This window comes from Lederbergia lenta NBRC 16444 (assembly GCF_001591545.1).
GTDB lineage: Bacteria > Bacillota > Bacilli > Bacillales > Bacillaceae_C > Lederbergia > Lederbergia lenta.
This window is the reverse complement of record NZ_BCVC01000007.1, coordinates 25,423-50,027: the sequence shown is the minus strand read 5'-3', so window position 1 is coordinate 50,027 and position 24,605 is coordinate 25,423. Positions and strand designations below refer to the sequence as shown.

Annotated in this window: 27 protein-coding genes; 25 read left to right on the top strand and 2 right to left on the bottom strand. The window is 36.6% G+C overall.

What is annotated here, in order from left to right; genetic code table 11:
- Nucleotides 1-26: 26 nt before the first annotated feature.
- Genes nirB through BLE01S_RS16730 form a run of 6 tightly spaced genes read left to right on the top strand, consistent with a single transcriptional unit; the run spans nucleotide 27 to nucleotide 6,186 of the window.
- Nucleotides 27-2,432: a nitrite reductase large subunit NirB gene (nirB, locus tag BLE01S_RS16755; protein WP_066144999.1), complete on the top strand. Its 2,406-nt coding sequence runs from the start codon at nucleotides 27-29 to the stop codon at nucleotides 2,430-2,432.
- Nucleotides 2,433-2,443: 11 nt separating this feature from the next.
- Nucleotides 2,444-2,761, top strand: coding sequence for a nitrite reductase small subunit NirD (gene nirD / locus BLE01S_RS16750; RefSeq protein WP_066144997.1), 318 nt, complete (start codon nucleotides 2,444-2,446; stop codon nucleotides 2,759-2,761).
- Nucleotides 2,762-2,764: 3 nt separating this feature from the next.
- The gene (gene cobA / locus BLE01S_RS16745) at nucleotides 2,765-4,183 is read left to right on the top strand and encodes a uroporphyrinogen-III C-methyltransferase (RefSeq protein WP_066144994.1); all 1,419 of its coding nucleotides are present in this window, start codon (nucleotides 2,765-2,767) and stop codon (nucleotides 4,181-4,183) included.
- Entirely contained in the window at nucleotides 4,183-4,896 is a 714-nt protein-coding gene (locus tag BLE01S_RS16740; RefSeq protein ID WP_066145143.1) for a sirohydrochlorin chelatase, read from the top strand. Before cobA ends, BLE01S_RS16740 begins: the two co-directional genes overlap by 1 nt.
- Nucleotides 4,889-5,377: a precorrin-2 dehydrogenase/sirohydrochlorin ferrochelatase family protein gene (locus tag BLE01S_RS16735; RefSeq protein ID WP_082788789.1), complete on the top strand. Its 489-nt coding sequence runs from the start codon at nucleotides 4,889-4,891 to the stop codon at nucleotides 5,375-5,377. The genes BLE01S_RS16740 and BLE01S_RS16735 overlap by 8 nt, the downstream gene beginning before the upstream one ends.
- Entirely contained in the window at nucleotides 5,374-6,186 is an 813-nt protein-coding gene (locus BLE01S_RS16730) for a formate/nitrite transporter family protein (protein WP_066144992.1), read from the top strand. The genes BLE01S_RS16735 and BLE01S_RS16730 overlap by 4 nt, the downstream gene beginning before the upstream one ends.
- Before the next feature lie 95 nt (nucleotides 6,187-6,281).
- Here the strand turns inward: BLE01S_RS16730 and BLE01S_RS16725 are convergent, their stop codons facing one another.
- Nucleotides 6,282-7,283, bottom strand: a complete 1,002-nt coding sequence (locus BLE01S_RS16725; protein WP_231955892.1) for a TAXI family TRAP transporter solute-binding subunit — start codon at nucleotides 7,281-7,283, stop codon at nucleotides 6,282-6,284.
- 189 nt (nucleotides 7,284-7,472) lie between these two features.
- Nucleotides 7,473-9,413, bottom strand: a complete 1,941-nt coding sequence (locus BLE01S_RS16720) for a TRAP transporter permease (RefSeq protein ID WP_197713568.1) — start codon at nucleotides 9,411-9,413, stop codon at nucleotides 7,473-7,475.
- A gap of 146 nt (nucleotides 9,414-9,559) precedes the next feature.
- On the opposite strand from BLE01S_RS16720, the gene BLE01S_RS16715 reads away from it, so the two are divergent.
- The 19 genes from BLE01S_RS16715 (at nucleotide 9,560) to BLE01S_RS16625 (ending at nucleotide 24,603) form a co-directional block, all read left to right on the top strand.
- On the top strand, nucleotides 9,560-10,123 hold the full coding sequence (locus BLE01S_RS16715; protein WP_082788788.1) for a spore coat protein: 564 nt from the start codon (nucleotides 9,560-9,562) through the stop codon (nucleotides 10,121-10,123).
- 707 nt (nucleotides 10,124-10,830) lie between these two features.
- On the top strand, nucleotides 10,831-11,610 hold the full coding sequence (locus tag BLE01S_RS16710) for a polyphosphate polymerase domain-containing protein (protein ID WP_066144990.1): 780 nt from the start codon (nucleotides 10,831-10,833) through the stop codon (nucleotides 11,608-11,610).
- Nucleotides 11,594-12,277, top strand: coding sequence for a DUF4956 domain-containing protein (locus tag BLE01S_RS16705; protein WP_066144988.1), 684 nt, complete (start codon nucleotides 11,594-11,596; stop codon nucleotides 12,275-12,277). Before BLE01S_RS16710 ends, BLE01S_RS16705 begins: the two co-directional genes overlap by 17 nt.
- A 154-nt stretch (nucleotides 12,278-12,431) precedes the next feature.
- Entirely contained in the window at nucleotides 12,432-12,782 is a 351-nt protein-coding gene (locus tag BLE01S_RS16700) for a DMT family transporter (RefSeq protein WP_066144986.1), read from the top strand.
- A gap of 1 nt (nucleotide 12,783) precedes the next feature.
- A complete protein-coding gene (locus BLE01S_RS16695; protein ID WP_066144984.1) occupies nucleotides 12,784-13,098 on the top strand; it encodes a DMT family transporter in 315 nt (104 codons plus the stop codon).
- A 245-nt stretch (nucleotides 13,099-13,343) separates the two neighbouring features.
- Nucleotides 13,344-14,162, top strand: coding sequence for a histidinol-phosphatase (locus BLE01S_RS16690; RefSeq protein WP_066144982.1), 819 nt, complete (start codon nucleotides 13,344-13,346; stop codon nucleotides 14,160-14,162).
- 31 nt (nucleotides 14,163-14,193) lie between these two features.
- Entirely contained in the window at nucleotides 14,194-15,057 is an 864-nt protein-coding gene (locus BLE01S_RS16685) for an aldose epimerase family protein (RefSeq protein ID WP_066145135.1), read from the top strand.
- A 187-nt stretch (nucleotides 15,058-15,244) separates the two neighbouring features.
- Nucleotides 15,245-15,838: a TetR/AcrR family transcriptional regulator gene (locus BLE01S_RS16680; protein WP_082788787.1), complete on the top strand. Its 594-nt coding sequence runs from the start codon at nucleotides 15,245-15,247 to the stop codon at nucleotides 15,836-15,838.
- 12 nt (nucleotides 15,839-15,850) lie between these two features.
- Complete coding sequence (locus tag BLE01S_RS16675; RefSeq protein ID WP_066144980.1) at nucleotides 15,851-16,171, top strand: DMT family transporter; 321 nt, start codon at nucleotides 15,851-15,853, stop codon at nucleotides 16,169-16,171.
- On the top strand, nucleotides 16,172-16,486 hold the full coding sequence (locus BLE01S_RS16670) for a DMT family transporter (protein WP_066144978.1): 315 nt from the start codon (nucleotides 16,172-16,174) through the stop codon (nucleotides 16,484-16,486). It begins immediately after the preceding gene.
- Nucleotides 16,487-17,022: 536 nt separating this feature from the next.
- Complete coding sequence (locus tag BLE01S_RS16665; RefSeq protein ID WP_066144976.1) at nucleotides 17,023-17,763, top strand: hypothetical protein; 741 nt, start codon at nucleotides 17,023-17,025, stop codon at nucleotides 17,761-17,763.
- Between the two features lie 78 nt (nucleotides 17,764-17,841).
- A complete protein-coding gene (locus BLE01S_RS20880) occupies nucleotides 17,842-18,651 on the top strand; it encodes an SAF domain-containing protein (RefSeq protein WP_066144974.1) in 810 nt (269 codons plus the stop codon).
- Nucleotides 18,652-18,729: 78 nt separating this feature from the next.
- Entirely contained in the window at nucleotides 18,730-19,869 is a 1,140-nt protein-coding gene (locus BLE01S_RS16655; protein WP_066144973.1) for a CpaE/TadZ family protein, read from the top strand.
- 5 nt (nucleotides 19,870-19,874) lie between these two features.
- On the top strand, nucleotides 19,875-21,209 hold the full coding sequence (locus BLE01S_RS16650; RefSeq protein WP_066144971.1) for a TadA family conjugal transfer-associated ATPase: 1,335 nt from the start codon (nucleotides 19,875-19,877) through the stop codon (nucleotides 21,207-21,209).
- Nucleotides 21,206-22,138, top strand: a complete 933-nt coding sequence (locus BLE01S_RS16645) for a type II secretion system F family protein (RefSeq protein ID WP_066144969.1) — start codon at nucleotides 21,206-21,208, stop codon at nucleotides 22,136-22,138. The genes BLE01S_RS16650 and BLE01S_RS16645 overlap by 4 nt, the downstream gene beginning before the upstream one ends.
- Before the next feature lie 3 nt (nucleotides 22,139-22,141).
- The gene (locus tag BLE01S_RS16640) at nucleotides 22,142-23,077 is read left to right on the top strand and encodes a type II secretion system F family protein (protein WP_066144968.1); all 936 of its coding nucleotides are present in this window, start codon (nucleotides 22,142-22,144) and stop codon (nucleotides 23,075-23,077) included.
- A 53-nt stretch (nucleotides 23,078-23,130) separates the two neighbouring features.
- Nucleotides 23,131-23,343 carry a hypothetical protein gene (locus BLE01S_RS16635; RefSeq protein ID WP_066144966.1) on the top strand — a complete coding sequence of 71 codons (213 nt, stop codon included), beginning with the start codon at nucleotides 23,131-23,133 and terminating at the stop codon, nucleotides 23,341-23,343.
- A gap of 61 nt (nucleotides 23,344-23,404) precedes the next feature.
- Nucleotides 23,405-23,788: a TadE/TadG family type IV pilus assembly protein gene (locus tag BLE01S_RS16630; protein ID WP_066144964.1), complete on the top strand. Its 384-nt coding sequence runs from the start codon at nucleotides 23,405-23,407 to the stop codon at nucleotides 23,786-23,788.
- Entirely contained in the window at nucleotides 23,788-24,603 is an 816-nt protein-coding gene (locus BLE01S_RS16625; RefSeq protein ID WP_066144962.1) for a pilus assembly protein TadG-related protein, read from the top strand. Before BLE01S_RS16630 ends, BLE01S_RS16625 begins: the two co-directional genes overlap by 1 nt.
- Nucleotides 24,604-24,605: the final 2 nt, after the last annotated feature.

The following is a 24,605-nucleotide window of genomic DNA, read 5'->3' as shown; positions in this document are numbered from 1 at the left end:
ACATGGGGATAATGGAGGAACAAAATATGAAAAGGAAGCTAGTAATGATTGGAAATGGCATGGCTGGAGTTCGTTGTATGGAAGAAATACTGAAAAGGAATCGAGAAGCGTTTGAGATCACTATTATTGGTGATGAACCACATCCGAACTATAACAGAATTATGCTCTCTAATGTTTTACAAGGAAAAACTGAGATGAAAGATATCAATATGAATGAATGGGATTGGTACAAAAATAATCAAATTACACTGTATACAGATGAAAAAGTCATTGAGATTGTGCCTGAAAAAAAGGAGATTAAAACGGATAAAGGGAAAAGGATTGACTATGATGAACTTATCATCGCTACAGGCTCAAGTGCATTTATTTTACCAATACAAGGACATCAACTTGAAGGAGTTATTGGTTTCCGGACAATACAGGATACGGAGTACATGATCGAAACGGCGAAACAGTATAAAAAAGCAGTTGTAATTGGTGGTGGTCTACTTGGACTTGAAGCCGCAAGAGGATTAATCGATCGAGGAATGGATGTCTATGTCGTGCATCTCCTACCGAGTTTAATGGAGCAACAATTGGATGCTACCGCGGCAAAAATGTTGAAAAAGGACTTAGAAGCACAAGGAATGAAGTTTTTAATGGAAAAACAAACGACAGAAATACACGGAGACGGACGAGTAGAGGGAATTACTTTCTCGGATGGTACGTCTATTGAATGTGATCTTGTCGTCATGGCTGTAGGGATCCGACCGAATATCGATTTGGCAAAGAATGCAGGCTTAAATATCAATCGAGGCATCATCGTGAACGACTTTATGCAAACTTCTATTCCTACTATATATGCCGTGGGTGAATGCTCTGAGCATAATGGCATTACTTATGGATTGGTTGCACCACTTTATGAGCAAGGCATTGCGCTTGCTGACCATATTACCGAAATTAAAACAAATGGTTACCGAGGAAGCATTTTATCCACCCAATTAAAAGTAGCCGGATGTGACTTGTTTTCAGGGGGACAAATTCATGAAGATGATGATACACAGGCAATCATTGTACAAGATCAATTTGCAGGGCTTTATAAAAAGGTGCTTGTAAAAGATAACAAAGTTGTTGGGGTTGTTCTTTACGGAGATTCATCAGATGGTACCCGTTTGTTTTCTATGCTAAAAAAAGGGACAGATATAAGTGCATTTACGAGCGCAGCGGTTCTTCAAAAAGCAGGTGAAGATGCAGTAGGAGAAATGATTGCAGAGATGAGCGCTGAGGAAACAGTGTGCGGCTGTAACGGTGTAACAAAAGGTACCATTGTTCAAGCTATATTGGAACAGGAATTAAATACGTATGAAGAAGTAAAGACTTGCACAAAGGCAGGGGCGTCTTGCGGAAAATGTCGTGGTGTTGTTGAAGGTATTCTTGCTCATACATTGGGTGATAGCTTTGATGCTGCAGCAGAGAAAACAGGTATGTGTGTTTGTACAACATTCACACGTGATGAAGTGGTTGCGGAAATAAAAGCAAAAGGATTGCAAACACCAAAAGAAGTGCGCAATGTACTTGGATTTATAAATGAGGAAGGTTGTCCAACTTGTCGTCCAGCACTCAATTACTATATGAGAATGCTACGACCAGAAGAATATGAAGATGATAAAGCCTCAAGGTTTGTCAACGAACGGATGGAAGGAAATATTCAAAAAGATGGGACATTCTCCGTCATTCCTCGGATGTATGGTGGAACGACAACAGGAGAAGAGCTAATTCGACTCGGGGAGGTTGCCAAAAAATATAATGTACCGTTAGTGAAGATTACAGGTGCGAGCCGAGTTGGGCTTTATGGGGTGAAGAAGGAAGATGTCCCGCAAGTGTGGGAAGAACTTGGAATGCGCTCAGGATACGCCTATTCTAAATCATTACGAAATGTAAAATCATGTGTCGGATCACGTTTCTGTCGCTTCGGAACTCAAGATGCTTTAGGATTAGGCATCAAGTTAGAGAAAGCGATTGAAATGGTCGATACGCCACATAAAATGAAAATGGGTGTGTCAGGCTGTCCACGAAATTGTGCTGAAGCTTTGACGAAGGACTTTGGGGTAATATGTGTAGAAAATGGCTTTCAATTATATTTGGGCGGCAATGGTGGGACGGAAGTTCGTGAATGTGATTCTTTTATTACTGTAAAGACAGAAGAAGAAGTAGTTGCTATGGCAAAAGCTTATACACAATATTATCGTGAGACAGGGATTTATAACGAGAGAACAGCTCCATGGATAGAACGTATAGGTGCCGAAAATATAAAAGAAGTATTACTAAATGAAAAAATGAGCACTGAATTAGCTGCAAGCTTTGACAAAGCAAAAAATACGTATGAAGAAGCTTGGAGTAACGCGCTTCATAATAAGCAGAAAAAAGATATGTTTGAAATTATAAAAAAATAGGGGGATGTTCAATGAAAGCAGAGAAACGGAAAGTAAAAATCGCTGAACTGGATCATTTACCGAAACAAATCGGGAAAGAAGTGCATGTAAATGGAAAATCCATTGCCCTTTTTCACTTAGAAAATGGAGCTATACGGGCAATCGGAAGTACGTGTCCACATACAAATGGACCACTAGCAGAAGGGATCGTTTCAGGAGAATATGTTTTTTGTCCATTGAAGAATTGGAAGGTTTCACTGATTACTGGAGAGGTACAAAAACCAGATGATGGCATTGTGGAGACGTACAAAACAGAAATCCATGATGGCTTCGTATATATTGAGGTGTAGAGAATGAAAAATCAAAAAGGCTTTGTTTCATTTGTCGGGGCTGGACCAGGAGATATTGGGTTAATAACGCAAAAAGGTATGCAATGTATAGAAAGGGCGGACGTTATTTTATACGACCGCCTCGTTAATCCCAGATTATTACGATCTGCAAAGGCTACATGTGAATTTGTGTACTGTGGGAAATTACCGAAAAATCATATAATGAGACAAGAAAAGATCAATGAAATGCTCGTTCAACTAGCAGAACAGGGGCAATATGTGGTTCGCTTAAAAGGTGGTGACCCATCCGTATTTGGCAGAGTTGGTGAAGAGGCAGAGGAACTTGGAAAGCATGGTATATTATATGATATTGTTCCTGGGATTACATCGAGTATTGCGGCTGCGACCTATGCGGGGATTCCTATTACCCACCGTGATTATAGTAATAGTTTTACGCTCAGAACTGGACATTATTGTGCGAATAATGAAAGAGCCGATTCTAAGGGACAACAAATGGGTGATACGATTGCCTATTATATGGGGATTAAAAATCTGAATATCAATTGTAAAAGATTGATAGAACAAGGGAAGCCGAGTAAAACAAAAGTAGCAATTATTCAATGGGCTACACTGGGCAAACAAAAAGTGGTAGAAGGTACACTAGAGACAATCGCTGATATTGTCAACGAAGAAAATATTGAAAATCCTGCCATGATGATTGTTGGGGATGTTGTTTCATTAAGAGAGTCACTTGCTTGGTTTGACAAGAAAAGACTCAATGGAAAGCGAGTAATCATTGCAAAATCAACTGCAGGTGATTTTGAATTAGAAAGTTATTTTTCAGCACAAGGGGCAGAGGCTTATTCATTCCCGATTTTACAAAAGAAAGAGAGAAAATTTACAGAGAATGAATTAACAATGATAGTGAACAGTAAACGGCTCGCTTTTGCTACTCCAGATAGTGTAGTAATTTTGCTTGAGCAATTAATGGAAGCGGGCTATGATATTCGGGATCTGCCTAGAAACATAGCATGTCGTTCAGACAAAACAAAGAAGGTACTAGCCGAAAGGGGAATCATCGCTGACAAACTAAAAGGCAGTGACGAATCGATGGTAATGATTGCTCCAACGAATGATAAAGTAATTGGGCTAAATGTAGATTTATATTTTTCTCACGAAATACTTGTTGATCAGCGTTTTAATGAGATCAATGAGCGGATGTTAAAGGAGGATGAATGGGCTACTGTCATATTTCCAAATAAAGCTGCCGTTGATTCATATGTAAATGAACTGGTTAACCTGAATATCGAGCATATGCAAAACATCAATTTTGCATATATCGGGGAATCAGTAAAGGAGTATGCTAATAGGTTTGGATTCTCAACAATCGATGAAGAGATTCAGTGTCAATTAGATTGTAATGAATGGAGGCGAAGTCAATGATGGATGCCGTTGTTTATATCGGTCACGGTAGTCGGCGTGAGGAAGGGAATGCCCAATTTATTAGATTTGTAGAATCAGTCATGAAGGAAATTCCTTATAAGAAACAGGAAGTAGCCTTCTTAGAATTAACAACTCCAACGATTGCTGATACGCTAACGAAGCTTATTGCAGCAGGGGCTAAGCGAATTCTAGTTGTTCCCGTTCTATTATTTGCAGCAATCCACCATAAGCAAGATATTCCCGAAGCATTACAAGCTGTCCAAAATAGGCATCCTCATGTTACTTTTATGATGACAGAGCCATTTGGTGTTCATGACAATATGATTAAACTTGTGGTAAAACGAGTGGAGGCTGAGATAAGTGAAAGGAATGCGGCCATTTTACTAGTTGGGAGAGGAAGCAGCGATCCAGAGCCGATTGAAAAGCTTTATCAAATTAGTCGGAATGTGGAACAAATACTAGGCTTGCCAGTATATACCGCATTTCTAACATCCTTTGCTCCGAAAATGAACACGGCTATCTTAGATATTCAGAATAAATATAAAAAAATCTATGTAATGCCATATTTATTATTTACTGGATTATTACTTAAGAAAATAGAAAGGACAATTGCCGCTTATTCACAAAATATTATACTCTGTAAAAATCTAGAATTTGATGAATTAATGAAGCAAACTTTAATTGAGCGAATCGAGGAGAAATACGATGGATAATCTGTATCCCGTAATGATGAAAATGAAAGGGAAAAGGGTAGTAATTGTTGGTGGTGGTCAAATTGCTCTACGTAAAGCGAAGGGGTTGGAAGAATCAGGTGCTGATATTACGATTATCAGTCCTAATATTCACAAGGAATTACTGCAGCTACCTAATATAAAATGGGAAAAAAAGGAGTTTGAAGCAGAAGATATAAAAGAGGCACAACTTATCTTTGCTGCAACTAATATTAAAACAGTGAATGAATACGTTTGTCAATGTGCTACAGAGAGTCAATGGATAAACGATACGAGTAATAGTGAGAACTCTAACTTTATAACTCCAGCAGTTGTAAGAAGAGAAAAGTTCGTCCTCTCTGTATCCACATCGGGGGCAAGCCCAATTCTTGCTAAAAAAATAAAAAAAGAGTTGGAAGAACGATACGATGATCATATGGTGGAAATGCTCGAAGACTATGAAAGGAGGAGAGAAAAAAGATGAAAGAAACGATCGATATATTTGCCAACACCGCTGTTACAAAGGTAAACCAATTAAAAAGTAGTAAAAGTAAATATATTACGTTAGCAATGTTAGCTGGATTTTTCGTTGGTTTAGGAATTATTCTTATTTTTACAATTGGCGGTTTACTAGCGCCGGCTAATTTTGCTGGAACAAAGATTGTCATGGGAGTTTCATTTGGAATAGCGCTAAGTTTAGTAATTATGGCTGGAGCAGATCTATTTACAGGAAATAACATGATCATGACAATTGGTACAATGATGAAAAGGACGACATGGTATGAAACGATAAAGGTATGGATTTTTAGCTATTTTGGTAATTTTGCTGGGTCCGTTCTCGTTGCCGTCCTTTTTTTCTATTCGGGATTGGCTGTGGGCGATACAGCGGAATTCATTACAGGAACAGCAAGCGCTAAAATGAACGCGCCTTTTATGGAATTACTTGTTCGCGGGATACTATGTAATATTCTTGTATGTTTAGCCGTCTGGTGTTCTGTAAAGCTCAAAGATGAAACAGCAAAATTAATTATGATTTTCTGGTGTTTATTCGCTTTTATCACATCCGGTTTTGAGCATAGTGTCGCAAACATGACCTTGCTATCCATTTCCCTAATGATCCCACATCCCGAAACAATTTCGTTAGCTGGTATGGCAGCAAATCTAATTCCGGTATCTATTGGTAACATCATTGGTGGAACCATTTTTATTGGGGCCGCATATTGGTACGGCATTACTGAAAAAGAAGAAAAAGTTCAACCGGTGATTAGCGAAAAACATAGAAAAGAAGCTTAATTATTCATTTCATATTAAGCTACAAATATAGAAAAAGCTCAAGAAATAAATTGAGCTTTTTCTATATGAAAATCTTGCGCTTTCGCTTTTCCTTGTTATTCTATCGTTAAGCCTTTTTCTTCGTAGTATTTCTTAGCACCTTCGTGCAATGGTATTCCTGCAAGGTCTGTTGTTGCATTCTCTAATTCCATTTGTTTGACGATGGCATGAGTTGACTCCAATTGATCTAAGTTGTCCCAAAAGCTCTTAGTCATTTCATAAATGATATCGTCGTCTACAGATGCGTCGGCAATGAGCATCATTTTGATTGCTAATGTGTCAATATCTTTCTCTTGTTTTTCATATGTTCCTGTAGGTATGGTCATTTCAGAATACCATGGATACTCATCCATTAGTTGTTTGCGAATCTCAGGCTCAATACCTATTAACTCTCCGTCAGCAGTAGAGATCATTTCAGTTACAGCGGCAGTAGGTAATCCCGCTTGGATTAACGCACCATCGATTTGTTTATTTCTCATTAAATCAATTGCTTCCGTGAATCCAACAAAGTTTTCTTTAATATCATCTGGATAAGCTATTCCGTAAGCTGGAAGAATGATACTAGACTCTACTTCTGGAGTACTTCCTACAGATCCCGGAGCGAAACGTTTTCCTTTTAAATCTCCTAATGAACCGATATCTGCACCTTTTCGCACAACAAATTGATTCGGATTATAATATAGCCCAGCTACGATGCGAACATTATCATACTTACGGTCTTTAAAACCTCTTTCACCGTTAAAAGCTTCCCAAATGATTCCGGCAGTTGCGAATGAAATCTCCGCTTCTCCTTCTTTCATCAAGTTTAAGTTATTCACTCCACCATTTGAAGCTTGCGTATTCACCCGGAGTCCATCTACTTCATTTCCCCATAAATTTGCCATTGCAGAACCTAATGGATAAATGGTACCCGTCGTCGCAGCAGTCGGGAAATTCAAATTCACCGTTTTTTGTTTACCCTTTCCACCATCAGAATTGTTATTTCCACAGCCACTTAGTATAAGAATCATAGATAATAAACCTAAGCATAAAATGCTTTTCCATCTTCTATTTAACAATTTTATTTACCTCCATTTTTCTATTGAAAAGGGGCAGAGCTACTTAAATCGAATAGAACAACAAATAGATAGTAATTAATCTTTCATTAATATTCAGATTTCAAATGAAGTAGTTTCACCTTTATTTTGTATTTGCTTAATCCTAATCTATCTTCCATGCAAGGGTAAGTGCTCTACTCAACTTTAATTTTATTGATTGACTGCAATTTCGCTCACTGTTTTCTTTTTCATTACGCTTTGCCAAACGAAAACGACTATGAATAAGGCGATACCTATATAATCAGTCATAAAGTCAGGTGCGATCATTAATAGACCTACTATTACTAGAAGAACTCTTTGTAACATGGATGCTCGCATGAGAAGCCATCCTTGTAATCCAGCTGCCAGGGAAACGACCCCAACTGCGGCTGTGAGCCCAGGCATAATACTTTTTGCATAACTAGCTTCACCAATTAGTAATGCTGGTTCAAATATAAAGAAAAATGGTAAAATAAACCCGGTAATTCCCAGCTTAACAGCTGTCATGGATACTTTGTGCTGATTTGTCCCGGCGATCCCTGCTGCGACGTAAGAAGCAAGTGCTACCGGCGGTGTAATATTTGATAAGCAAGCATAAAAAAGTACAAACATATGTGCCGCAAGCGGCGCAACACCTAGATCGATTAAAACGGGAGTTCCAACGGTTGCCACAATCACATAAGCTGCAACACCAGGAACACCCATGCCTAAGATAATACTCATTAGCATAACAAGGAAAGCAGCGAAGAAAATATTGTCATTCGTGTAATTCATTACTGTATAGCCAAAATTAAGCCCAAGTCCAGTTAAAGAAACGGTACCTATAATCACACCAATAATTGCACAGGCAACAGCAACTCCAACTGCTCCTTTTGCTCCTTCTTCAAGCGCTAATATAATATCTTTTAAGCGCATCCTTGTTTCTTTGCGGAACCAACTAGCAACTACACACGCAATTATAGAAAATACTGCGGCATATAAAGGAGTAAATCCAGTAAATAAAAGTCCTAATAAAACAAATAAAGGAAGAGACAAATGACCTTGTTTTTTTATTACTTCCATTGCTTTTGGAATATTTTCTCGAGAAAGTCCTTTTAAGCCTAGTTGCTTCGCTTCAAAATGGACGACCATAATTAAAGCTAAATAATAGAGTATGGCTGGAATTATTACCGCGATCATAACAGTCGTATAAGGTACACCTAAATACTCGGCCATTACAAATCCAGCTGCCCCCATAATAGGAGGTGCGAATTGTCCGCCGGTAGATGCAACAGCTTCAACAGCAGCGGCAAAGTGGGCTTTATATCCATTCTTTTTCATTAATGGAATCGTCAATGTGCCAGTAGTCGCCACGTTTGCTATCGCACTACCATTAATCATTCCCATTAAAGCACTTGCGATGACCGCCACTTTGGCTGGTCCACCCGGAGAACGCCCTGCGATCGTTAAAGCCAGATCATTAATAAACTGACTAAAGCCGCTTCTGTTTAAAAAGGCGCCAAATAAAATAAAGAGGAAAACAAATGTGGCAGAAACACCAATTGCAATTCCGAATACACCTTCACTACCCCAAAATATGTAATCTACTATTCTTGTAATGCTAAAACCACTATGTCCGAATATACCAGGGATCCAAGGGCCGATAAAATTATATAAAAGAAAGATTAGCGCTAAAATTGCAAGATTTCCAACGACACGTCGAGCCGCTTCAAAAATAATTAAAATACCTATCGCTCCAAAAATATAATCAGGCGTTAATAAAAAACCGCCCCGTAGGACAATTGCCTTGTAATTAAATAGCAAGTAACCTATCGATATAATGCTTAATAATATACAAATCGCATCGAATAGGGATGGATAGCCGATTTTTCTTTTCGCTTTTTTTGTTGCTGGATATAACAGAAAGGTCATAACTAAGAGGAATAATAAATGCCAGCCCCTTAATGTCATCGCATCAAACACTCCTGCACCTGCAGAAAATATTTGAAAAGTAGACCAAATCACAGCAATGCCTGTTACGACCTTAGCGAATTTTCCGACATATTCCTTTGTACGAAATTCACTATCCGCTTTCTCCATTAATTCAGTAGGTGATTCTTCTACTTTAACCAATTCAGCCTCTCCTTTTCTGCTTTAACGCTGTAAAGTAATGGTATTCAAAGACGTTATTAATTATAACAAACATTCCTGTACAATGGAATATCTAATTTATCAGAATAATTTTAAGACAGCTTATTTTAAGCACACTTCATTTAGGCATGAATAAAGTATGTTGGCTGAGAAAAGTAAACGGGGGTATCAAGACGACTAAGGAAGATCGAAAAAGACTAGCATGGCATGAAACTCTTGAAATTCATGAGCTGGTTGCTGCTCAATCGAATGGATTAATGAAGCTTAAAATGTCAATCGGAAAAATAGATGATCCTGAACTCAGCAAGATTTATAAACAAGCTATTCAAGATCTAGAATTGAATTTAAATGAGTTAATAAGTTTTTATTCCTCTATGCCTTCAGGTGAAAGAGCGGAATCTAACAAGGATTTACTAGGCTTCTATGCAGGAGACTTACTTGCTTTGTCTAAAATATTAGTTCGAAATTATGCAATAGCAATAACAATAGCAATAGCAATAGCAATAGCAATAGCAATAACAGAAACGGCAACTCCTATTCTAAGGAAGACATTGACAGAGCAAATGTTAAGGGCGATCATATGCCATGAGAAGATTTTTAACTATATGTATAAAAAGGGTTTATATCCAGCGTATGACTTAAGCCAGCTATTAAACAACGATCTTAAAAATGCTAAAAAGCAATTTCGATGAAATATTAAAAGTATTTTAATAATAGAGGAAATAGTCTGCGAAAGTTATTTTAAGGAAACACTGGAATACGTCAACGATATTATAAGTGCTATATTGACTTCAATAGTAAATAAGCGAGAGATTGATGTTTTACGTCATTCTCTTCAGCTTGTGAGTATGAAGTCATTTTTCAGTGGCGGCGAACAGACATCGAATGACCGTCAGTTATTTTAAAATACAGACCATTTTGATTGTAGATAGTTGCCACTTACTGTTTATTATCCAAAATTACGGACAGGTTCATATAGTTATTTTACGTTTATTGGCTCAGGTGGACATCGAAAGGCATCTATAAGAAAAAAATAGATGCCTTTTTGCTTTTATTAGCGGTTAATAGGGATTTACTGGCGGTCACATGTAAGATACTAGCCAATGAAGTGAACTTACTGGCCTAGCTAACAACTTACAGGCCATTGTAGCCAGATACTGGCCGTCGTACATTTTAGTTAGGTGGGCACTGGAATTATTTTTCAACTTTTTTTCTATTTAGCAATCAAGTATAAGAAAAGGGTAAAGGAGATAGAACTAATTTCGTAAGGCGAAATAATATACTTTCTCATAGAGTTCTAATGTGGCTCACAGTCCATTCACATATTACAAAACTATGATAATAGTAAGCTCTATAACAGAAAATGAATGTAGCGGAAAAGAAAGGGGTGACGTGTTTAGTGGCAATTGAAATATTTAGTCGCCGAGAACAGAAATATTTAATTACTCGCGAGCAATATGAGCAGATAGTGAAAGAAATAGCACTTTATATGAGGCCAGATAAATATGGTCGGGATGGAAAGTACACGGTTACAAGTTTGTACTTTGATAATCAAGATCATCAAATCTACTTTGAGACGAAAAATAAATTAAAGTATCGCCAAAAGCTTAGACTGCGAGTGTATGACAAAACGAATAGGGAAGGCATTGCATTTTTCGAGGTGAAGCAAAAGCATAAAAATGTGGTGAATAAAAGGCGGATGACTATGCCACTTTCTGAAGCTTACCGGTATTTAGAAGAAGGTTCAGAACAGGGGCTATCAAGTTATCAAACGTCTAATCCGCAAGTGCTAAGGGAAATTGATCATTTCATACGCTTTTATCAATTAGAGCCGGAAATGGTTGTTAGTTATGATCGGCACGCGTTTCACGGAGTAAACGATCCAGAGCTCAGAATAACGTTTGACTTGGAATTGAGATGTAGAAATGAGGAATTATCCATTGAAGCAGGACCATACGGAGAACATTTCATCGATCCGAGCTATGTTGTTTTAGAAGTGAAGGTGAATGATAGTGTACCTCTATGGCTCGCAAGAATACTACAAAACTTAGATTGTGAGCAAAAAAGTGCTTCGAAGTTTTGTACTAGTAAAGAATTACTGAGGAAACATGAATTACCACAAGGTGAATGGATGGAAAATACAGCAATCGGAGGAATGGAATATGGGACAATTGAATGATTTTTTTAACTTTAATGGAGCGGCTGGAGAATCTTCTGTTTGGATGAGTCTTCTCGCCATGCTCCTCGCAACTGTACTTAGTTTAATCATTACCAAGCTATACCAGATTACTTTCACGGGAGAGCGTTATTCACAGGCTTTTGTTCATACGATTATTATGATGAGTGTCGTTGTCTCAGTCGTCATGAATGTCGTGAGTGGTAATGCGGGTGTCGCGTTTGGTCTGTTTGCAGTCTTCTCACTTATTCGTTTTAGAAGCGCAGTCACAAATGCAAAAGATATTGCTTATATCTTTTTTGGTCTGTGTGTCGGGATGACAAGTGGCCTGTTTCAGTTTAAACTAGCAATTGCACTTACATTGTTTGCAAGTCTTGTCTTTTATCTCTTATATAAATTTAACTATGGGCAAGGTCGTGACACACAGATTTTAAAAGTTACTGTACCTGAAAACCTTAATCATGAAAATTTGTTTGACGATGTGCTAGATGAAAAGACGGTTCATTATGAATTACGTCAAGTCGAAACGACAAATCTAGGAACAATGATTATGTACACTTACTCTATTCGTAGCAAAACTGAGACGAAGGATCAAGATCTTTTAAATTTAATTAGAGATAAAAATGCGAATTTGAAAGTTACTTTATCCTATTTGGAGACAAGAGATTAGCAAATACATCTTTTTAATAGGACTGTCTAAAATCTGTGTGAAAAGCTGATTTTAGACAGTCTTTTTCATTATCATTATTAATAAAGAAGGGACATGTCATTAATGTGATAAAATATCATGATAATCAGATATATATGGAAAAGGGGTAATTTAATTGGCCTGGCTGTATGTACTTTTTGCTGCCATAGTTGAAGTGTTTTGGGTAATTGGTTTACGATATTCCGATTCATTATTAGAGTGGAGCGGCACCATTATCATGATTGTATTAAGTTTTTATTTCATTATAAAGGCGTGTGAGCAGCTTCCGGCAGGAACGGTTTATGCCATTTTCACTGGGTCGGGGGCAGTGGCAATTGTATTCATTGACTTTTTAATTTTTGAAGCAGATTTTTCTATTTCTAAGATTTTCTTGATAGGTTTAATCATTACTGGGGTTGTTGGTATTAAAATGACAACAGAAAATCAACAGGATTCTGATCAATCTATGAAACGGGGAGGAAAGTAAAATGGCTTGGATATATTTGGTTATAGCAAGCTTAGGAGAAATATTTGGTGTGATGAGTATTAATATATATTTGCGTAAAAAAACATGGGGTAGATTGCTACTTATTGTGCTAACTTTTGGTACAGGTTTTATATTCTTATCGCTTGCGATGCAAGAAATTCCATTGGGAACTGCATATGCGATTTGGACAGGGCTTGGGGCAGCTGGAGCGGTCATAATGGGTATTATCTTTTTCAGTGAATCAGCTGGATGGAAACGTATGCTATTTTTAGTCTTTATTATTGCCGGCGCTGTAGGACTGAAAATAGTGGATTAGGTAAATCATTTTTAGAACCTGGTAAGAATATAATGTTAAAAGTAGGATTGTGGAAATAGTTTTCGAGCAAGTAGTTTCATATAAATAAAGGTAAATACCTTCTTCATGACGTAATGTATAAATAATAGACATTATTTTTAGAAGTATAGACCGATCAAAAGTAAGATAAGGGATTTGCGTTCTTCAACTGTTTAACTCATGACCTTAATTAATTGGCTAGATAATAAAGAAAAGGCGGGAATAAAATGAATGCTCAATTAAAGTTTGATTTTCATACGCATCATTATCGTTGTGGACATGCGCGAGGGGATATCAGGAATTACATTGAAGCAGCAATTGATAAAGGATTGGATATGATAGGTATATCAGATCACTCGCCATATTTTGCTAGGGAGGAAGAGCAAGCTTATCCATCTATCGCCATGGGAAAAAGTGAGTTTGACCATTATATTTCCGAGGTGTTAAAGCTAAAGGAAGAATACAAAGGAAAAATTGATGTGCTATTAGGTGTTGAATCCGATTTTTTTCCAGAATATATACATATTTATCGTGAGCAATACAAAAAATACGCATTTGACTATATTATTGGATCGGTTCATCAAGTAAATGGTATTAGTATATTTAACAAAAATCATTGGGAAAACCTATCTGTTTCAGAAAAAATAGAAACAAAAGAATCCTATTACACACTTATTGCTGAATCGGCAAAAAGTGGATTGTTTCAGATTCTAGGACATATAGACGCACTGAAGGCATTTTATCCCTCCTTCAGCTCTGTTCAAACGGATGCGGTAGACCGCGCTTTACAAGTAATCGGAGAATGTAATGTGGCGATTGAAATAAATACATCAGGAAAAATGAAAGACTGTGGTGGCTGGTATCCTGCCGATGATATACTTGAGAGGGCGCTTCGTTATGGAGTAAAAGTAACCTTTGGTTCTGATGCGCATGATCCCGAAAGAGTCGGCGATGAATTCGAAGTAGTAGGCAAGAGACTGAAGGAAATTGGCTTTAAAGAATGGGCATATTTTAAAGAACAGCAGATGTTCTTATCGCCATTATAAAAATTATTGGAATGGGAAAGGTCAGTGGAAAATGCACCAAATTTCAAAGGGAAATGATGGAAATTATCAAATATATGAATTAACAGATTCAGTGGCGAATGCTTGTTTGAAAGTAGCTCCTGAAAGGGGTGGAATCATTACTGGATTTACTGTACATGGCGAAGAGATTCTGTTTCTTAATAAAGAAACTTTTCAAGATGAAGCGGTAAATGTTAGAGGGGGAATTCCGATTTTATTCCCAATATCTGGTCAACTGGAGCAAGGGAAATACGAATGGGAAGGTATTCCATATAAGATGAGAAACCATGGATTTGCTAGAAATAATCCGTGGGAAGTCATTGAGACGAATACAGACGGGCATGCAGCAATTACTATTCGTCTAAACAGTAATAAAGAAACGAAAGAATCGTATCCTTTTGATTTTGAAGTAATATTTACATATATTTTAAAAGGGAATATGTTAACGATCGATCAAGCATATACAAATAAATCTGTCGATGATATGCCAATATATGCAGGCTTTCATCCTTACTTCAAAAGTACAAAGAAAAATATTTCGTATGATACAGATGCTATCACTTATCTAGATAACGATGAGTTGCAAGTGAAGAAAGTTATTGATGGACTTGATCTATCAAATAAAAAGGAAGCTTTCGTATTATTAGATGCAAAGAAGAAAGAAATCGCTTTTGAGCTACCAGATTTGAATAAGAAAGTACGAATGACATACGGAGATGAATTTAAATACGTTTATTTATGGACAGAGCAAGATCAAGATTTTATTTGTGTAGAACCATGGATGGCAATGACGAATGAGTTCAATAGAAAAAAAGAATTATATTTAGTAGCTCCAGGGGAAACAGTTAAGACGACAGTGACTATTTCCGTGGATTGAATAAAAGAAAGAGAGGCTTTGCAGAAAATGGCAAAGCCTCTTTTTGGCATTGACAAAAGTATAAAATATAGTAAAATGACTATTAGTCACATAATAATGATTTACAATCACAATTTGCCAGTAATTACTATATTTCTTTATATAGATTCAATTTAAGATTTTCTAATTTTTGATTTTCAAAGAGGTGATGATGTTGAAAAAGGATTATTTAATTTTACAGGCAGCTATTGAGCTTATTAAGGAAAAGGGATTTGAAAAGACATCAATTTCAGCGATCACTAAAAAGGCTGGAGTAGCTCATGGTACATTTTATCGTTATTTCAAAAGTAAAAATGAAATTATCCCGGCGATTGCCGAACTGATATTTGAGGATTTACTTACCACAGCACAAACGAGAGTAGATTCATCCATGCATTTCTCTGAAAAAATGGAGTGCCTTGTATCTGTTACTTTACAAAAGACAAGTGAGTATAAGGAAATGTTGATTTTCTGTTATTCAGGGATGGCATTACATTCCTCCTTTGAAAAGTGGGAAGAAATATATAGTGATTACTATGAGTGGCTTGGTAGTCTTTTACTTGATGCGCAAATTAAAAAAGAAATTGATTTATCCGCATATCCGGAAGCAAAGATGCTACCGAAAATGATTATTTCTTCTATTGAAAGCATTACGGAAAATTATTTGTTTTCGATGGAAAATGAGCAAACAGAAGATAAAGTATTACTTGAGCGTCAAATCATCACTTTTTTGACTCAGGCGCTTAATATTAAGAAAAAATAAGGGGAAATCTATATGGGTTGGCTATTATTAATTATTGCAGGTATAGGAGAAATTTTTTGGGCGAGCTTTTTAAAGTATGCAGATAGTGTGACAGATTGGGCTATCATTGCAGCGATGGTTGCAGGAAGTTTTATTTTACTCATCAGATCATATAAAACAATTCCAGTTGCTGTTGCATATACTGTATTCGTCGGTATTGGGACAATTGGCACCTATTTTGTTGGGATCTATTTAGGAGAGCCATATAATATGAAGCAAATCTTCTTTTTGTTCATCCTAATGACTGGAATACTCGGTCTTAAATTGACAACGGAAGAGAAGGAAGTGGCATAAATGGCTTGGCTATTGTTAGTTATCGCAGGGATCGAAGAAGTAGTTGCTGTGTTTTTTATGAAGCATGTAGATGGCTTTAAAAAGAAGTGGCCATTAATTGGCATGACAGTCGGGTTTATATTAACCTTTTATTGTTTGTCCGTAGCGATGCAAGAGATCCCGGCAGGTGTAGCTTATGGGGTTTGGGCAGGAGTTGGAACAGTTGGTATCGTCTTATTAGGAAGATTTGTATTTAAAGAGAAATATAATAGGGTACAATGGTTGTTTTTAAGCTTTGTTGTTATAGGGATATTTGGCATGAAAATGACTGTATAGCTAATGGATCATTATTTATTTAAAAAGGTTTAAATAAATCTTGAATCTAACTACAATAAGTATCAAAGTTTCACTTTGAGAAAAATATGTACAAAGTTTATATCATTCACATATTAAAGCGCAATCGCCTTAGTTTTCGATACACTCACTTCTTGTGGGTGCGTCGCTACAGGCGCTTGCGTTTTTGTCTATTTCAGGGTGAAAGATATAAATATAGAAAATGAACAGATATACCCATTTTTTTGCGGTAGGAAAAAAAAATATGAAGATATTGGAATTCAAAAGAGGGGTTACCCAGCGGAAAGGAAAATAAACCACAACCTATTGCCTAATTATAATCTCGGATTCAAAGTAATGCTAGGGAAAATATACTAGTTGAAAATTAGGACGTATTTTATCACAAATTGACCAAAATATGAACAAATGATATTACTTACATTATGAAAAACATGTGAAGGAAAGATAAACCAATATTTAAAGGATGAGATTTTAACAGATAAATAGATTAATTATCTAGAAAATATGAGGGGTACTTTATGCTGGTATTAGTAGATGAATTTTTAGCTCTCGATCAAACAGAAAGAATAAAAAAAATTAAACTTAAAGGCAAATTTTATCAATTACAAGATGCGATTCGTTTAATAAATCCGCGCTTAGTAGCAAGAAAATTAAAAATACAACTGCCATCTTTAAATGATGAATTGGAGTATTTTAGTAAGTTATTTCAGGAGGAAGACAAGATTGTATATTTTTATGATGCTCGGTATCAGTCAGGAGAAATATTAGATCGAATTCAAAACTGGTTACTACCTGATAAAATACTCTGGCCCATTCCTATTGTTAATGGGAATAAGGCAGAATTTTTATTTTTGCTAGATGAGGTGATGCAATATAATGACGCATCTACATCTTATACAGATTTGATGGCTCGTATAAATACGCTACGCTCTAATATGACATATTGGATTATGTCTCCAAGCCCTATGTTGGTTTTTTCGCCAAATAAATACAATGCAATTTATAAGAAGAAAGAGAGAAATATTTTTCTACTGACGGAAGTATTATCAAAAAATAGAGTGAAAACCCATCAATCAGGTGAAGTAAATGCATTATGGAGCTATTTAAGAGAAAAAAAACAAATTGATGAGATATGGGCAGTGAGCAAAGGAATAACAAGTGAGTTGCCTGCTTTACATAAACACGTAAAATTGGAAGAACCTACTTTACCAGTTGGGATTCCTTATATACAAATATTAACAATCAATAAAGATAAATAGTATCATGACCATGCAATATACCAAACTATTACCAGTTGTATCAGCAAAAAATGAATAATCATTGGTGGGGGAACATGTATGATCGACGCAAAAAGAAAAGCATTTATTTTTTTAATTATTGCATTTATTTTAGCCATTGTGACAGGTTGGTTTATTAGCAACCAGGTAACTTTAGCTAAAGAGAGTATGGGCCAGTCAGTAAAAGTGGCTGTTGCTAAAAAGAAGGTACCAGCATATACGGAAATTAGTGAAGATATGGTTGATTGGATAAATATCCCTAAATCAAGTGGCTTATCCTCTTTTATTACGAATAAAAAAGAATTGGAAGATCACCTATCTATTGTGAATTTAAGTAAAGGCGATTTAATTACAAAAAACATCGTAAGATCACGGGTAGATATTCCAGAAGATCATCGAATTGTTTGGTTAAACCCCACGCAAAATGTACTTATGGATCAGGAAATATTTATAGGTGACAAGATTGATATCATCGCTTCATATAAAGCAACAGAAGGTGCTGGAGTTGAAACGAAACGTATTTTAAACAATATCGATGTGATCCAAAGTGAAGAAGTGACAATGCCTAAAGAACAAACAAGCGGAACCGCGCTAAAGGTTTCCTTAACATTACCACAAGCTGAGCAACTCATTCATTTACAAAATACAGCGGAGCAAATTCGCGTACTTAGAGTTAATCAGCTAGAAGTAGAAGAGGCCGGCATTACAACTCAAAATGAAGAACAAGAAAAAGCAGAAGCAGAAGCAAAACAAGCTGAAAAAGAAGCTGCTGCTAAGCAAGAAGCGATAAAGAAAGAAGAGCAAGAAAAAGCTAAGCAGCAAAAAGAAAAGGAACAAAAAGAAAAAGCGAATAAAGAAGAAAAGAAATAAAAATGATAATCGAATGATTGCAGCCTCGCAATTCGGCTGAGGGAAGAGATAAATTAGCGCACGAAAAGAGGTCAATTAATGAGAAGTTCCACTGCACTTGTAATAACAGATGATGAATCTCTGCTAATGGGGATCAGACAAATACTTACAGAACATAATATTGAAATAAATGAAAGTGAAGAATGGGAAGGCCCTTATTTGGGAGAAGAGAATATCTCATACTTTATTATAGATGAATCAATTCTTGAAACCGCAAATGATATTCGTATACCACAGACAAGCGCCCTTATTGGGTTAGTACGAAAGCGATCATTTGAAAGTGCCAGACAATGGATGAAGTTAGGGGCAAAAGAGATTATTATTGTCCCTGATGAGATAGAACAATTGAATGCCGCTTTACAGAAAAATACTCCGCACTTATTAGGACAAGATCATGACTCAGCAGATGATTATCTTGCATTTGAAGGTGCTGGTAAAGTAAGAGCCTTTTATAGCGCTAAAGGGGGAACAGGAAAAACGCTCATTGCGTCGATGGTTTCTCAAAACCTGCAAATTCAATGTAATAAGAGTGTTATTTTAATAGATTTGAATGTCCAATTCGGTGGGGTTGAAGTTGTTTTTGGGATTGAGCCACAAAGGTCTTATATAGATCTATTACCTGTTATTGAAGAGCTCTCTGTCAGTCATGTCCATAACGTGGCTGTAAAGGAAGAAAACACTGGTATACATGTGTTATTAAGTCCCTCTAATCCAGAACAAACGGAAATGGTGACAGACCAATTAATTACCAGAATTATACGGACATGTAGAAATTATTTTGATGAAGTAGTGTTGGATTTACCAAGTGGATTTACATCTATTACCTTTACAGCTTTAAATGAAGCAACACACATATATTATCTTTTAAATCCAGATAGCTTGTCGGTTCGCAGTCTTAAGCATACGATCAATCAATTCCGCCGTTATCAGATTGGTAATAGGGATAACCTATTTTTAATTATCAATCGAAAAAATATTAAAAGTGAATTAACGGAAAAAAATATTGAACATTTAACGGATTTGCCGATTGCAGGCAGTATTAGAGCAGATTTCTATGGGGTACAACCATATTTAAATATGGGAAAACCTTTTTATCAGAAAAGGAATGATAAAGGGGCATCGAAGACAGCTCAAGATGTGAAAACGATGGTGAAGAAGTCCATCGTTAAAGGAGGTTAGGTATTATGCCATCGTGGTCAGGAAGAATGAAAGAACAAACTTTAAATATCCGTGATCAGTGGAATGTAACAGATATGCAGTTAGAAAAGAGAGCAAAACATTATAGATCACGGTTATTAAAAGAGTCTGATCTAGAAACAATTACCGCCCTTCCTCCTACAGAAATGCGTCAAACAATTGAGCGTTTAGTCTATCGAATGATCGAAGAAGAACGGGCTATTATTCCAAAAAAAGAAATGGAAGACCTTGTAAAGCAAATTATTAATGAATCTGTAGGATATGGCCCTTTGGAAGCTCTTCTTAAAGAGGACAGTATTACAGAAATAATGGTTAATGGTCCAAAAGAAATTTATATAGAACAAAAAGGTAAGTTATTTAAAACCGATGTTAGATTTAAAGATGATCAGCATATTCGCCATATTATTGATCGAATTATTGCTCCTATCGGTAGAAGAATTGATGAAAGTTCGCCAATGGTAGATGCTCGATTGCATGATGGTAGTAGGGTGAATGCTGTCATACCACCTATTAGTTTAAATGGTCCCATTTTATCGATTCGTAAGTTTAATAAAAATCCTTTTACACCAGATGATTTAATTGGATTTGGTACTTTTACAGATGATATAAGTGAATTTTTACAGGCGGCTGTAAAAGCAAAATGTAATATATTAGTATCCGGTGGAACTGGCAGTGGGAAAACGACATTACTTAATGTTTTATCCAGTTCTATTCCTATAGGAGAACGGGTTGTCATTATTGAGGATATGGCCGAGCTTAAATTTGAGCATGATAATCTCGTGCGAATGGAAGCCCGACCAAACAATATGGAGGGAAAGGGAGAAATAAATATTCGTATGCTCGTTAGGAATGCATTACGAATGAGACCTGACCGAATTATTGTTGGAGAAGTGAGGGGATCTGAAGCAATTGATATGCTTCAAGCGATGAACACAGGACATGAAGGGTCATTGACAACTGTTCATGCTAACTCCCCGAAGGATGCCCTAGGGCGTTTGGAAGCAATGGTTATTATGTCAGGTTTGTCCTTAAGTGTAGATGTTGTTCGGCAATACTTTGTCGGTGCTTTAGATTTAATTGTTCAAAGTGAGCGCCTTCCAGATGGGAAAAGAAAGTTAGTCAGCGTCGCAGAAATTGTTGATAACGCAGGTGTGATAGAAATTAAAGATATATTTAAATATAAAAGACATGGTGTAGATCAGCAGGGGAATGTTCATGGTTCATTTGTCTCAACAGGATATATACCTCGGGTATTCGAACGAATGAAATCTTTTGGTGTTGATGTGCCTGAGACGTTATTCCAAGAAGGGGTGTTAGTGTGAATAATGTTTTCCTAAGTAGTGGAGCAACCTTATTTACTCTATGTATCTCCTTTTACTACTTTTTTATCTATCGAAATACAAAGCAAACAAATAAAAAAGTGGAAGAATGGTTTGGTAATGATACTGATAATGAGAGAAAAAGTGCCATCCTTTTAATTGGAGATAAATATGATAAGTCTGAGGCAGCTGAAGATTTACAACGTAAGCTTATTCAGTCGGACATACAACTTAAACCATCTGAATATATAGGTATTTGTTTTCTTATGTTTGCGGCATTTCTCTTTGCTGGACATTTCTTATTTAAACTAATTTTTATCGTCAACCTGACATTGGCTTACTTCGTTATTTGGTTTGGTTCGAAAATGTATCTGAAATCCAGACAAGATAAATTGACAGAAAGATTAAATCAACAATTGCCAGAAATTTGCCGTACGATGAGCAATACGATGAAAGCAGGTTTAACGATCCCACAAGGAGTAGAATTGGTCGGTAGGGAAATGAAGGCACCAGCGGGACCAGAATTTAAAGCGATGGTTCAGCAACTGCGACTAGGTAATAGTTTTGAAGAGGTAATGGACCATTTACGTGACCGATTTGCAAGTAAGGAACTTAATATTTTTGTAAGCACCGTATTAATTCAACACCGGGTAGGTGGAAACTTAGCTGAAGTGTTAGGACTAATGGCTGAAACATTAGAAGAACGGGCAAGGGTTAATAAGGAAGTAGATACCGTAACAGCGGAATCAAAGTTTGTTGCATTAATACTTCCAATCATGCCGTTAATGATGGCATTAATGATGAACTTATTTATCGATGGCTTTTTGAATCCATTATTTACAAAATGGGGTCTTGTCCTTTTTATCATATTTTTAGGAATGCAATTTCTAGCCTATTTAGTTATAAGAAAAATTACACAGATAAGGGTGTAGCAGATGAGTCCTTATTTTGACATTATTGTAAAATTGCTTGTGATCTTTACGATCATCATGATTGGTATAGGGTTTATGTATATATGGTTTTATATCGCTAAAAAAGAAAAGCTAATCAAGCATATACATCCGGAAGAAAAGCGAAGAAATCAGAAGAAAATGCAAGATATTATTTGGGGGCCGCTTATTAAAGCAAGTGAATATATCGGACCCACAGCGAAGAAGTATCCACTGATGTTCGATTTTCAAAAGGATGAGCTAACATTGGTGCAAGCTGGAAATCCACATGGATTACGCATGGAGAGCCTTCATGGCCTACGATTTGTTCTTGGGATGGGATCGTTATTTATTGCCATTCTATATTCCTTTCTTGGTATGCCATTTGCCTTGCTACTATTAGTTATTTTACCTGTATCGGGTTTTATGTTTCCTTCACTGTGGATTATGTACCAAGCAAAGGAACGTCAGGAAATAATCAGTACCTCTATGCCAGACTTTTTAGACACTGTTAGTATTACTTTACAGGCTGGGGTTTCGATGGATGCGGCGTTACGTCAAGTAACGAACCAAATGGACGGACCACTTAGTGAGGAAATTCAAAGATTTAATAGAGAGATAGATTTAGGGGTTCAACGGCGTCAAGCTTTTCAAAGTTTATTGGATAGGAATACGTCGAAGGAATTAGAAATGCTCGTCAATTCATTAGTACAAGGTGCCGATTTAGGGGTTCCAGTATCAACTACATTCCGGGTTCAAGCGGAAGATTTACGTGCAATGCGAGGCTTTAAAGCGAAAGAAAAGGCTGCGAAGGCTAGCCCACAGGTTACGCTCGTAACTACTTTTCTTGTAGCGCCAGCAGTCTTTCTTTTAATCATTGGATTATTATTTTTAAATATGTTATACAATCCCGGAGCTTTTGGCCTTGATGTTTGGTTTTAAGGTTCATGCTTTGGGAGTTAATAAATAAATATAAATTATTGGGAGGAATAAAAATGTTAACAAAATATTATGTTTCTATTAAGTCAAAGTGGGATCATTATGTAGGTAAAAATGAGAAGGGTGCCCAAGCGCTTGAATGGATTGCTTTAGGAATGCTTGTTTTAGCTATCATGGGAGCAATTGCTGCAACAATGGAAGGCGATACATCTATGGGGCAGGCTGTAAAAACTCAATTGGCGAAAATGATTAATAGCTTAGGTGGTTGATTAATCTAACTTAACCATCGAAATTTGGCTGGGAATCGATCTGTAAGGGCGTGAATGATAGATGAAAAGCTTGAAAGGATATATGAGAAATGAGCGGGGATCACAGCTAATCGAATTTATGGCTGTGTTCCCTATGATTATCATGGCTTTGCTATTTATTTGGCAGGTTGCTTTAGTAGCATACACGGTTGTAGTTGCTGAATCCGCTGCACGAGATGGCGCGCGAGTAGCTGCGGTTGGCGGAGATTACGGTTCCGCAGTCGATCGAGCTGCTCATGGATTACAAGTAAGCAGTTCAGTATCTGAAGGAATGACTTCATATGGCGAAGAGGTAACAGTGACAGTTAAAGCTATTGTTCCAACAATAAAGATACCTTTGATCGGTAGATTTGAACATGAACTAACGGCAGATGCATCTATGCCTAAAGAGGAGGAGGAAGACTAATGGGGAACCGCTACTTAAATAACGAAAAAGGAAATACCCTTCTCGTTATTTTGGGTTTACTGGTAGGGGCAATCTTCATTAGTTTCGTCTTTTTTGACTTTTTTACAACTTATGCTAGTAAACGAATCAGTCAAACAAGTGCCGATGCAGCAGTTTTAGCCGCGGCTAATGAAATTCAAAAAGTATATGATGAGGAACTTAAATCAGAAATCGGGTCTAGAATGGATCGATTACGAGAAGTGGCAAAAGAACTTGTCGAAAAAGAAGTGGGCGACATAGAGGAAGAGGAAGAAAAAGAGAAAGAAAAGGAAAAAGAGAAAAACAAAGATAAAGGAAAGAACAAGAAGGAAGAAGTAGAAGAGAAAAGAGAATTTACAGATCGAGAAATGGATGCAATATGGAAAAAAGTGTTAGATAAAATGGAAATACCTAATGAATTAAGAAAAGCGGTTAGATATGAATATGAAGAAGTAAATGCAAACATTGCATTGAAATACTTTTTTAAAAATGTTTGGTATAAAGAATGGTTTAGTAGTGAAGTAAAAGAAATCAATGATGTAGCTTGTGAAGCAATTAGAAATGCAGAGTCCGAATGGACCGAGGCAGCTAAATACTTTGCAACAAAAAATGGGGCAGAGGAAGATTTTGAGTTGATTTTTAAAGGTCAGGAATTTAAGGTGAAGGCAAGAGTGAAAAAGGAGGCATCCTTCATCACAGTAGAAGATGAGACCTTTGGTAATGGGCAGCGAGATGTCTATGCAGAAGCGGAGGCAAGTATAAAAACTCCAAAAGATATTGACATAAAGTGTAATTAGTA